Genomic DNA, 10,207 nt, shown 5'->3' on the forward strand with positions numbered 1-10,207 from the left:
AATTTCCAAGAGATTTTTAGAATCGAGGCTAGCATAAATGTATTGAATTTGTTTATAATGAATGGTATGTATTTATTCGTGTCCATCATTTGAACTTATGATGAATTGATTTAATAGATTTTAGATATACATAGAAAGGGCGTGTCACCTTTGAGTTTAGAAAAGTACTCAAAAGAAGAATTAAAAGAGATGTCAATGATCGAAATTGCGTATGCGCTGTTAAGTGAGAAAACAGACCGTCAAGCTATTTCATTTCAAGAAATTATTGATGAAATCGTAAAAGCAACAGAGATGTCAGATACAGAATTAAAATCAAGAATTGCGCAGTTCTATACAGATATTAATATCGATGGTCGATTCCTAACGGTTGGTGAAAACTATTGGGGGTTAAGGGGTTGGTATCCTTTTGATCAGGCAGAAGAAGATATTGTGCCAGCAGCTAAGCCGAAGAAGAAGAAAGCGAAAAAAGCTGTTGTAGACGAGCTGGATGATTTTGATGATTTAGAAGAAGAAGATCTAGATTTCGATGATCTTGATGAATTAGCTGAAGAAGATGACGGTGATTTTGAAGATTTAGATGAAGAAGATGTTATTGAAGAAGAGGAAGAAGACTTTGACGATTTAGATGAAGATCTAGATGAAGAAGAAGCAGATGAAGAAGCCGAAGAAGACCTTGAGTATGAGGATGAAAAATAATCTATCATAATGGTTCTTGACTTTTGTCATTGAAATATGTAGAATCTTTTTTGGGCTCTTTAAACGAGTATTTAAGAAGTTTAAACATATTATATAGAACATTGCTCCCAATCCTGTTATGGCATTGGGAGCAATTTTTTTTTTAAAACTTGGCACCTTGGAGCTAGAAACCATACAGGCTCATCTTGCTGTCGAGTTTTTGCTTTTTCGTACTGAACAGTTGAATTCTTATTCTTCTTCAATAAGCATTCCCAATAATGCTTTTAATAATTTCATGCATGATGATGAATGAATTGTGATTGTTTATGTAAAAACTTTTAGTATTGTACACTTTAACAAATTTAGAGGGGGAAGACCAAATGACAAAATATATTTTCGTAACAGGTGGCGTTGTATCTTCTTTGGGGAAAGGGATCACTGCTGCTTCTCTAGGTAGACTATTAAAAAATCGTGGATTAAACGTAACTATTCAAAAGTTCGATCCATACATTAACGTAGACCCAGGAACAATGAGCCCATACCAACATGGTGAAGTATTCGTTACGGATGATGGTGCAGAAACAGATTTAGATTTAGGGCACTATGAGCGTTTTATCGATATTAACTTAAATCGCTATAGTAACGTAACAACAGGGAAAGTTTACTCAACTGTATTGAAAAAAGAGCGTCGCGGTGACTACTTAGGTGGAACAGTTCAGGTAATCCCTCATATTACAAATGAAATTAAAGAAAAAGTATTCCGTGCAGGTAAAGAGACAAACGCAGACGTTGTTATTACGGAAATCGGAGGAACGGTAGGAGATATCGAATCTCTGCCATTCTTAGAAGCTATTCGTCAAATTAAAAGCGATATCGGTCGCGATAATGTAATGTACATTCATTGTACATTAGTGCCATACTTAAAGGCTGCAGGCGAGATGAAAACAAAGCCAACACAGCATAGCGTTAAAGAACTTCGTAGTTTAGGAATTCAACCAAACGTTATTGTTGTACGTACAGAAATGCCAATTTCTGAAGATATGAAAGAAAAGCTAGCTCTATTCTGTGATATCGATAAAAAAGCAGTTATTGAATGTGCAGATGCGGAGACATTATACGAAATTCCACTATCGCTACAAGACCAGCACTTAGATCAAATCACGTGCGATCACTTAAAATTAGATTGTAAAGAAGCCGATATGACGGAGTGGAAAGAGCTTGTAGCTAAAGTAAAAGGCTTATCTAAAACAACGAAAATTGCTCTTGTTGGTAAATATGTAGAGCTTCAAGATGCTTACATCTCAGTTGTTGAAGCAATGCGCCATGCTGGTTATGCATTTGATGCAGATGTAAACATTCAATGGGTTAACTCAGAGCACGTTACGCAAGAAAACGTAAGTGAACTATTAGGTAATGTTGACGGTATCTTAGTACCAGGTGGATTTGGTGACCGCGGTATCGAAGGTAAGATTGTAGCTACTCAATATGCTCGTGAGCAAAAAGTTCCATTCTTAGGTATTTGCTTAGGTATGCAACTTGCATCTGTAGAGTTTGCTCGCAACGTATTAGGTTTAGACGGAGCGCACTCTGCTGAAATTGCTCCAAGCACAAACTATCCAATCATTGACCTATTACCAGAACAAAAGGATGTTGAAGATTTAGGTGGAACACTTCGCTTAGGATTGTATCCTTGTAAGTTAACAGAAGGTACATTAGCTCATCAAGCATACCAAGATGAAGTTGTTTACGAGCGCCATCGTCACCGTTACGAGTTCAACAACGAATATCGTCAAGAGATGGAGAAGAAAGGCTTTATCTTCTCAGGTACAAGCCCAGACGGTCGTTTAGTGGAAATCGTTGAGTTAAAAGACCATCCATGGTTCTTAGCAGCTCAATTCCACCCAGAGTTCACGTCTCGTCCAAATCGTCCACAACCTCTATTTAGAGAATTTATTCGTGCATCAATTGAATTAGGACAACAACAATAAAAAACAACAAAAAAGACGCTGTGACAGACAGCGTCTTTTTTGTTGTTACTCATTTTCATCCATGATTTCTTTTAATGTAAAGGATAAGCCATAATACGCATAAAGAGTAGTCATAAGAGCTGGAAAGCCAAAGCGTTCCCCGCTATCATCAGGGATAAGTGGCTGTAAAAGATACGTATTAATATGCACATCTGCTAGTTCATGAATACTGTCACCTTGAACCTCTTTGGGAATAGCTCCAATGCTAACAAACGGAATTCCTTGTTCCAGTAGAGTATGTGCTACTTGAACTGCTTTTTCGTCTGTAGAAAACCTTGTAACAATGAGTACTCGATCTACGGATGTTAAGCTGCTAATGTCATTGAGCTCTAGAGATTTTGCATGAGCTAACGGCTCTGCACTCTGCGTCGCTTCGTACATCACGGCTTGCATTTCATTTACTCCATAAATATAAATGTTTCCTTCTCCAATGGCTGCTTGAGCTAAAATACGAGCACCATCTTCCAAGTTGAATTCTTCTTTTTCGCCTATGCGTTTAAAATAGCTAGACAATTGTGTTGTGAAAATTTTAAGCATGATAAAGTCACCTTTCTCTTTCTCAAGAGTGTTTGCTAATCATTATATCGAAAAAATATATCCATATTCTAGTGTAAAACAAGTTATAATAAAAAAGTATGGAAAAACAAAGTAAGAATAATGACTAAAATTCCTGTATTTTGTAAGATTTCCTTAAATGAGCAGGGATTTGTCGCTTTATAACGAAATACATATGTTAGTTTTGTCTCAACAAGAGGCTGTATAGAAGGTGGGATTATGTTGACTGAAAAAATCTTAATTGTAGATGACCAGTACGGAATTCGTATTTTACTAACAGAAGTATTGCAAAAGGAAGGGTATCAAACTTTTCAAGCAGCGAATGGGTTTCAAGCGATTGACATTGCAAAAGAACAACAACTTGATCTTGTCTTGCTTGATATGAAGATTCCAGGGATGGACGGAATTGAAATTTTAAAACGATTAAAAGGGTATGATAAGACAATAAAAGTAATTATAATGACTGCTTATGGTGAATTAGATATGATCCAAGAAGCAAAAGATTTAGGTGCGTTAACGCATTTTGCAAAACCATTTGATATTGATGAAATTAGACAGGTTGTTAGGGAATATATACCATTAAAGTCTAAGTAAGTGCTTACAATTAGGCGTGTTTCTAAGAAATTTTCAATATTAACCTAAAAATCTTGCTGTTTTGTTTTTAAGTTGGTATCCTAATTACTGTATTAATCATTCGACAACATATTGTGTGCAGATACACCGCATTTCTACATGGAATGTCAGATTCAAGAGCATACTACTTTAGGTAGGCTTTTGGTTAGTATCTAACTCACATAGATTATTAAGGAGGATTTCAACATGCCTTTAGTATCAATGAAAGACATGCTTATCAAAGCAAAAGAGGAAGGCTACGCAGTAGGCCAATTTAACCTAAACAACTTAGAGTTCACTCAAGCTATCTTAAAAGCAGCTCAAGAAGAAAACTCTCCAGTTATCCTAGGTGTATCTGAAGGTGCAGCACGTTACATGGGCGGTTTCAAAACTGTAGTATCAATGGTTAAAGGTTTAATCGAAGACTACAACGTAACAGTGCCAGTTGCAATTCACTTAGACCATGGTTCAAGCTTTGAATCATGTGCAAAAGCAATTCATGCAGGATTCACTTCTGTAATGATTGATGCTTCTCACCACCCATTTGAAGAAAACATTGCAACTACTGCTAAAGTAGTTGAACTAGCACACTTCCACGGTGTATCTGTAGAAGCTGAGTTAGGAACTGTTGGTGGACAAGAAGATGACGTAATCGCTGATGGTGTTATCTACGCTGATGCAAAAGAGTGTGAAGAGCTTGTTAAACGTACAGGTATCGACTGCCTTGCTCCAGCATTAGGTTCAGTTCATGGTCCTTACAAAGGTGAGCCAAACTTAGGTTTTGCTGAAATGGAAGAAATCGGTCAAATTACTGGTTTACCATTAGTATTACACGGTGGTACTGGTATCCCAACAAAAGACATTCAAAAAGCTGTTTCTTTAGGAACTGCTAAAATTAACGTAAATACAGAAAACCAAATTGCTTCAGCTAAAGCTGTACGCGAAGTACTAGCTGCGCAACCTGAGCAATATGACCCACGTAAATACTTAGGACCAGCTCGCGATGCAATTCAAGCGACAGTTCAAGGGAAAATGCGTGAGTTTGGTTCTTCAAACAAAGCATAATTACCATTCCACATTAAGTGATTAATGATGAGATGGTGCAAAGCCGCCTTGCTCAATAGTTGTAAGGCGGCTTTATTTTAATTATAATTTTCATATAATTAAGAAAAAAGGGGATAGGACAGATGAAATTTTTCATTGATACAGCTAACTTGTCAGAAATAAAGGAAGCGCATTCATTAGGGGTTATTGCTGGTGTTACAACAAATCCAAGTTTGGTAGCAAAAGAGAATATCACATTTGAAGATCGTCTTCGTGAGATTACAGAGCTAGTTGAAGGGTCAGTGAGCGCCGAAGTCATTTCTTTAGATGCAGAAGGAATGATTCGAGAAGGTAAAGAGTTAGCGGCCCTTGCACCAAATATTACGATTAAAGTACCGATGACTCCTGATGGTCTAAAAGCAGTAAACGAATTTACGAGTCTTGGAATCAAAACCAACGTCACGCTTATCTTTTCTGCTAATCAAGCATTATTAGCTGCAAGAGCTGGTGCAACATATGTTTCACCATTTTTAGGTCGCCTTGATGACATTGGATTTAATGGTATGAACTTAATTTCAGATATTGCAGAGATTTTTGCTATTCACGATATTCCAACTGAAATCATTGCTGCTTCTATTCGTCACCCAATGCATGTAACGGAGGCTGCTAAGCAAGGAGCTCATATTGCAACAATTCCTTATAAAGTAATTATGCAGCTTTTCAAGCATCCTTTAACGGAAGCAGGAATCGAACAGTTTCTAGCAGATTGGGAAAAACGACAAAAATAATGTAAATAAGATGGTATGGCATTTGCGAATAAATTGAGTAAATGCCATATTTTCTTTAAAATTGTCGAAATTATACATGATTTTTGGATTTTCGTGTACACTAGTAGATAAGAGGAAAAATACAAGTAGTCTACATAGTGGTAGTTCCAATTTTTTCCTTAACTACAGAGTCGAAAACTTTCTTTCGCTGGAAGGGAGCTATAAATGGAAAAGCTGAAAATACAAGGTGGCTTTACTCTAAGTGGAACAGTTCGTGTAAGCGGTGCTAAAAATAGCGCTGTGGCGCTGATTCCAGCTACGATTTTAGCGGAGTCACCTGTTACAATAGAGGGGCTACCTCGTATATCAGATGTTGAATTGCTGAGTGATTTAATTGAAGAAATTGGTGGCACTGTCACAAGTGATAATGAAGAATTAACGGTAAACCCAACTCATATGACGGCCATGCCTTTACCAAGTGGAAAGGTAAAAAAGCTGCGTGCTTCTTATTATTTGATGGGAGCAATGTTAGGGCGTTTTAAAAAAGCTGTTGTTGGTCTTCCAGGCGGCTGTTATTTGGGACCGCGCCCAATTGATCAGCATATTAAAGGTTTTGAGGCACTAGGTGCTACTGTTACAAATGAACAAGGTGCTATTTATTTACGTGCTGAAGAATTAAGAGGAGCTCGTATTTATTTAGACGTGGTAAGCGTTGGTGCAACCATTAATATCATGCTAGCTGCTGTCAGAGCAAAGGGACGTACTGTTATTGAGAATGCAGCTAAAGAACCTGAGATTATTGATGTTGCGACGTTGCTAACGAGTATGGGAGCAAAAATTAAGGGTGCTGGAACAGACGTTATCCGCATTGATGGCGTAGATACTTTACATGGATGCCGTCATTCAATCATTCCAGATCGTATTGAGGCGGGCACTTACATGGTAATGGGTGCTAGTATGGGGAAAGAAGTGATTGTGGATAATGTGATTCCACAGCACTTGGAATCTTTGACAGCTAAAATGAGAGAAATGGGTATTCATATTGAAACAAGCTCAGACCAAATTTTGGTTGCTACAAGAGAATTATTAAAGCCTGTAGACATCAAAACATTGGTTTATCCAGGATTCCCAACAGATTTGCAGCAACCTTTCACTACTTTATTAACAAAAGCATCTGGTACAAGTGTAGTAACAGATACAATTTATGGAGCTCGTTTTAAGCATATTGATGAGCTAAGACGTATGAATGCTTCGGTTAAAGTAGAGGGTCGCTCTGCAATTATTAATGGGCCAATACAGTTGCAAGGTGCGCGTGTTAAGGCTTCTGATTTACGAGCAGGAGCAGCTCTAGTAACAGCTGGTTTAATGGCTAAAGGAATTACTGAAGTTACCGGATTAGAACATATTGATCGAGGATATAGTCACCTCGTGGACAAACTATCAAGTTTAGGCGCAATGATTTGGCGAGAAGAAATGACTGAAGAAGAAATTGAACAATTCCAAAATTCTTAATCACAAATTTTCTTATCATGTCATCTACTAGACATTACGTGAATTTCGTCTATAATAGAGTAAGTTGAAAATCAGTGAGGGAAATCCCTCACTGATTATTTATTCGTTATAAATAATAAATTGGTGTGTGCAATGTATTTGTAGCTATCATTTCTTATTTAATATGAATTGAAAAGGTTTTCAGTAGAAGCTAGTAAACTATAACATGTTTTTTTGTTGAACGCTATGCGTCAAAAAAAGATTGATTAAAAAGATAGAAAAAGGTTAGAATATAAGTTGCTACATTAAACAATTCGTGGTTTTTGCCACTTCGTTATAAAAGTAACTTGTTTTTTCTTCTAATAAGTGTATAATTATAATTGATTCTACTTATGTATACTTCTAGATTACCTTCTCCATCTTTAACACATTGTTCCGACCGTATCATTTTCTAATAGATAGTAACTTAATATGGAAGGAAACTCAAAAATTATTCATTAAAAGCGTGGTGTCCTAATGAACTTAACATTATCCAGTTTAGAAAATATGAAATTAAAAGAGCTATATGAACATGCGAAAGCATATAAAGTTTCTTATTATAGCAAGCTAACGAAAAAAGAGCTTGTTTTTGCAATTTTAAAAGCACAGGCAGAGCAAGACGGTCTGCTTTTCATGGAAGGTGTCCTTGAAATTATTCAATCGGAAGGGTTTGGGTTTTTAAGACCAATCAACTATTCTCCAAGCTCTGAGGATATTTATATTTCCGCGTCTCAAATTCGCCGTTTTGATTTACGAAACGGAGATAAAGTATCTGGTAAAGTTCGTCCCCCTAAAGAAAACGAGCGTTACTATGGCTTACTACATGTAGAAGCAGTTAATGGTGAAGATCCAGAGACATCAAAAGAACGCGTGCATTTCCCAGCGTTAACGCCTATTTATCCAAATGAGCAAATGCGTTTGGAAACACAGCCTAGAAGTTTCTCAACTCGAATTATTGACCTTATCTCACCGATTGGTTTTGGTCAAAGGGGATTAATTGTTGCACCACCTAAAGCTGGTAAAACAATGCTTCTAAAAGAAATTGCAAACAGTATTACAACAAATCATCCAGAAGCAGAGCTCATTGTTCTCTTAATCGATGAGCGTCCTGAAGAAGTAACAGATATTGAAAGATCTGTTGATGGGGATGTTGTAAGTTCAACGTTTGATGAGGTACCAGAAAACCATATTAAAGTCGCTGAGCTTGTGCTCGAGCGTGCAATGAGATTAGTGGAGCATAAAAAAGACGTTGTCATTTTAATGGATAGTATCACTCGTCTAGCTCGTGCTTATAACCTTGTTATTCCGCCAAGTGGAAGAACATTGTCAGGTGGTATTGACCCAGCTGCTTTCCATCGTCCAAAGCGATTCTTTGGTGCTGCCAGAAACATTGAAGATGGCGGAAGCTTAACAATTCTTGCAACAGCTTTAATTGATACAGGCTCTCGTATGGACGATGTAATCTATGAAGAGTTTAAAGGAACTGGAAATATGGAGCTTCACCTTGATCGTTCACTTGCGGAAAAACGTATTTTCCCGGCAATTGATATTCGTCGTTCAGGTACACGTAAAGAGGAGCTTCTTATTCCAAAGGAGCAGCTTGATCATTTATGGGCTATTCGTAAGTCAATGGCTGATGCGCCTGATTTTGCTGAAAAGTTCTTAAAGCGTCTTCGTCAAACAAAATCAAATGAAGAGTTTTTTGCTTTGTTAACTGAAGAGAAGAAAGCTCTATTAGCTAATAAACGATAACAGAAAACATATGTAATTGGTTTTATAAAGATTTTAAATGAAGTGTCAGTTGATGGAAAAAGATGTTTTGAATAGGTGGTTGCAAAACGAAACAACCCTTGTTATAATTTCATCATGTGTGTTGATAAGATACACGATGGTGCGATTATGCTCATCATTTTTTCTTATCAATAAACTCTGTTTCAGAATGATTCAGGGCGGAAGGAGATGAAAAGAATGAAAACAGGAATTCATCCAAAGTACAACAAAATCATGGTGAAATGCAGCTGTGGTAATGAGTTTGAAACTGGTTCTGTAAAAGAAGAGATGCGCGTTGAGACTTGTTCACAATGTCACCCATTCTATACGGGCCGTCAAAAATTCGCTGAAGCTGGTGGCCGTGTTGATCGTTTCAACAAAAAATACGGTCTTAAATAATCAAGATTGTCGAAGCAAACAGGCAAGTAGCTTATCTCTTGCCTGTTTTTTTACTTTTAAAAATACGGAATAAGTAAAATATTTCCACTGCGGGTGGAGAAATCTTTTTATATACATGTTCTACATAATTAAAGGTAGACTAGATAAAGTTAGTAGCGGTTCGCTCATAATGGAGTGATAGGAAGGGAGAGTCCCGCATGGTGTACGTAATGAAACAAAGCGGTTGGATTGAAGTAATTTGTGGAAGTATGTTCTCAGGGAAATCAGAAGAATTAATTCGTCGTGTTCGTCGCACGCAGTTTGCCAAGCAAAATGTGCAGGTGTTTAAGCCAGCAATCGATGATCGATATAGTGAAGAAGCGGTTGTATCACATAATGGAACATCAGTTATTGCCCATCCTATATCTATTTCTACTGACATTTTAGATATAGTTAGCGAAGCTACAGATGTAGTGGCAATCGATGAGATTCAATTCTTTGATAATCAAATTGTTGAAGTTGTACAAGCTCTTGCAGATAAAGGGTTTCGTGTCATTGTAGCAGGACTTGATCAAGACTTTCGTGGTGAGCCTTTTGGACATGTACCTCAGCTGATGGCAATAGCTGAATCGGTTACAAAACTGCAAGCTGTTTGTGCATCATGTGGATCTCCAGCAAGTCGTACTCAACGTTTAATTAATGGAGAGCCAGCTTCTTATGATGATCCCATTATACTAGTGGGCGCATCAGAATCTTACGAACCTCGCTGTCGCCATTGTCATGTGGTGAAAAGTTCAAAAGCAGCAAGTAACTTTCAAGAACTAACCAAATAAAAAAGAGACTGAGACA

10 protein-coding genes are annotated in these 10,207 nt (G+C 37.3%); 9 read left to right on the forward strand and 1 reads right to left on the reverse strand.

Annotation, left to right across the window (positions count from 1 at the left end; translation table 11 throughout):
* Nucleotides 1–150 precede the first annotated feature (150 nt).
* Both rpoE and pyrG read left to right on the forward strand, forming a co-directional pair.
* The gene (rpoE, locus tag BFL01S_RS07520; RefSeq protein WP_025908730.1) at nucleotides 151–696 is read left to right on the forward strand and encodes a DNA-directed RNA polymerase subunit delta; all 546 of its coding nucleotides are present in this window, start codon (nucleotides 151–153) and stop codon (nucleotides 694–696) included.
* 359 nt (nucleotides 697–1,055) lie between these two features.
* Complete coding sequence (gene pyrG, locus BFL01S_RS07525) at nucleotides 1,056–2,663, forward strand: CTP synthase (protein ID WP_025908731.1); 1,608 nt, start codon at nucleotides 1,056–1,058, stop codon at nucleotides 2,661–2,663.
* A 45-nt stretch (nucleotides 2,664–2,708) separates the two neighbouring features.
* Here pyrG and BFL01S_RS07530 read toward each other — a convergent pair whose 3' ends face one another.
* Nucleotides 2,709–3,239: a DUF2529 domain-containing protein gene (locus BFL01S_RS07530; protein WP_061785348.1), complete on the reverse strand. Its 531-nt coding sequence runs from the start codon at nucleotides 3,237–3,239 to the stop codon at nucleotides 2,709–2,711.
* Between the two features lie 237 nt (nucleotides 3,240–3,476).
* Between BFL01S_RS07530 and BFL01S_RS07535 the strand changes: the two genes are divergently transcribed.
* From BFL01S_RS07535 to BFL01S_RS07565, 7 genes are all read left to right on the forward strand, one after another.
* Nucleotides 3,477–3,851: a response regulator gene (locus BFL01S_RS07535; protein ID WP_090752722.1), complete on the forward strand. Its 375-nt coding sequence runs from the start codon at nucleotides 3,477–3,479 to the stop codon at nucleotides 3,849–3,851.
* Nucleotides 3,852–4,076: 225 nt separating this feature from the next.
* Entirely contained in the window at nucleotides 4,077–4,934 is an 858-nt protein-coding gene (locus BFL01S_RS07540) for a class II fructose-bisphosphate aldolase (protein ID WP_025908734.1), read from the forward strand.
* Nucleotides 4,935–5,056: 122 nt separating this feature from the next.
* On the forward strand, nucleotides 5,057–5,701 hold the full coding sequence (gene fsa, locus BFL01S_RS07545) for a fructose-6-phosphate aldolase (protein ID WP_025908735.1): 645 nt from the start codon (nucleotides 5,057–5,059) through the stop codon (nucleotides 5,699–5,701).
* Between the two features lie 204 nt (nucleotides 5,702–5,905).
* Nucleotides 5,906–7,192 (forward strand): UDP-N-acetylglucosamine 1-carboxyvinyltransferase, encoded by a 1,287-nt coding sequence (gene murA, locus BFL01S_RS07550; RefSeq protein ID WP_025908736.1) that lies wholly within the window; start codon nucleotides 5,906–5,908, stop codon nucleotides 7,190–7,192.
* A gap of 495 nt (nucleotides 7,193–7,687) precedes the next feature.
* Nucleotides 7,688–8,962, forward strand: coding sequence for a transcription termination factor Rho (rho, locus tag BFL01S_RS07555; protein WP_025908737.1), 1,275 nt, complete (start codon nucleotides 7,688–7,690; stop codon nucleotides 8,960–8,962).
* Nucleotides 8,963–9,178: 216 nt separating this feature from the next.
* A complete protein-coding gene (rpmE, locus tag BFL01S_RS07560; RefSeq protein ID WP_025908738.1) occupies nucleotides 9,179–9,379 on the forward strand; it encodes a 50S ribosomal protein L31 in 201 nt (66 codons plus the stop codon).
* A gap of 200 nt (nucleotides 9,380–9,579) precedes the next feature.
* Entirely contained in the window at nucleotides 9,580–10,191 is a 612-nt protein-coding gene (locus BFL01S_RS07565) for a thymidine kinase (protein ID WP_025908739.1), read from the forward strand.
* The last annotated feature ends 16 nt before the right edge of the window (nucleotides 10,192–10,207 follow it).

Origin of the sequence: Priestia flexa NBRC 15715 (genome assembly GCF_001591565.1) — a bacterium.
Taxonomy (GTDB): Bacteria; Bacillota; Bacilli; order Bacillales; family Bacillaceae_H; genus Priestia; species Priestia flexa.

Coding starts and splice junctions, on each gene's coding strand:
- pyrG (WP_025908731.1), top strand. CDS start 1,056: ATGACAAAATATATTTTCGTAACAGGTGGCGTTGTATCTTCTTTGGGG.
- BFL01S_RS07535 (WP_090752722.1), top strand. CDS start 3,477: ATGTTGACTGAAAAAATCTTAATTGTAGATGACCAGTACGGAATTCGT.
- BFL01S_RS07530 (WP_061785348.1), bottom strand. CDS start 3,239: ATGCTTAAAATTTTCACAACACAATTGTCTAGCTATTTTAAACGCATA.
- BFL01S_RS07540 (WP_025908734.1), top strand. CDS start 4,077: ATGCCTTTAGTATCAATGAAAGACATGCTTATCAAAGCAAAAGAGGAA.
- fsa (WP_025908735.1), top strand. CDS start 5,057: ATGAAATTTTTCATTGATACAGCTAACTTGTCAGAAATAAAGGAAGCG.
- rpmE (WP_025908738.1), top strand. CDS start 9,179: ATGAAAACAGGAATTCATCCAAAGTACAACAAAATCATGGTGAAATGC.
- murA (WP_025908736.1), top strand. CDS start 5,906: ATGGAAAAGCTGAAAATACAAGGTGGCTTTACTCTAAGTGGAACAGTT.
- rho (WP_025908737.1), top strand. CDS start 7,688: ATGAACTTAACATTATCCAGTTTAGAAAATATGAAATTAAAAGAGCTA.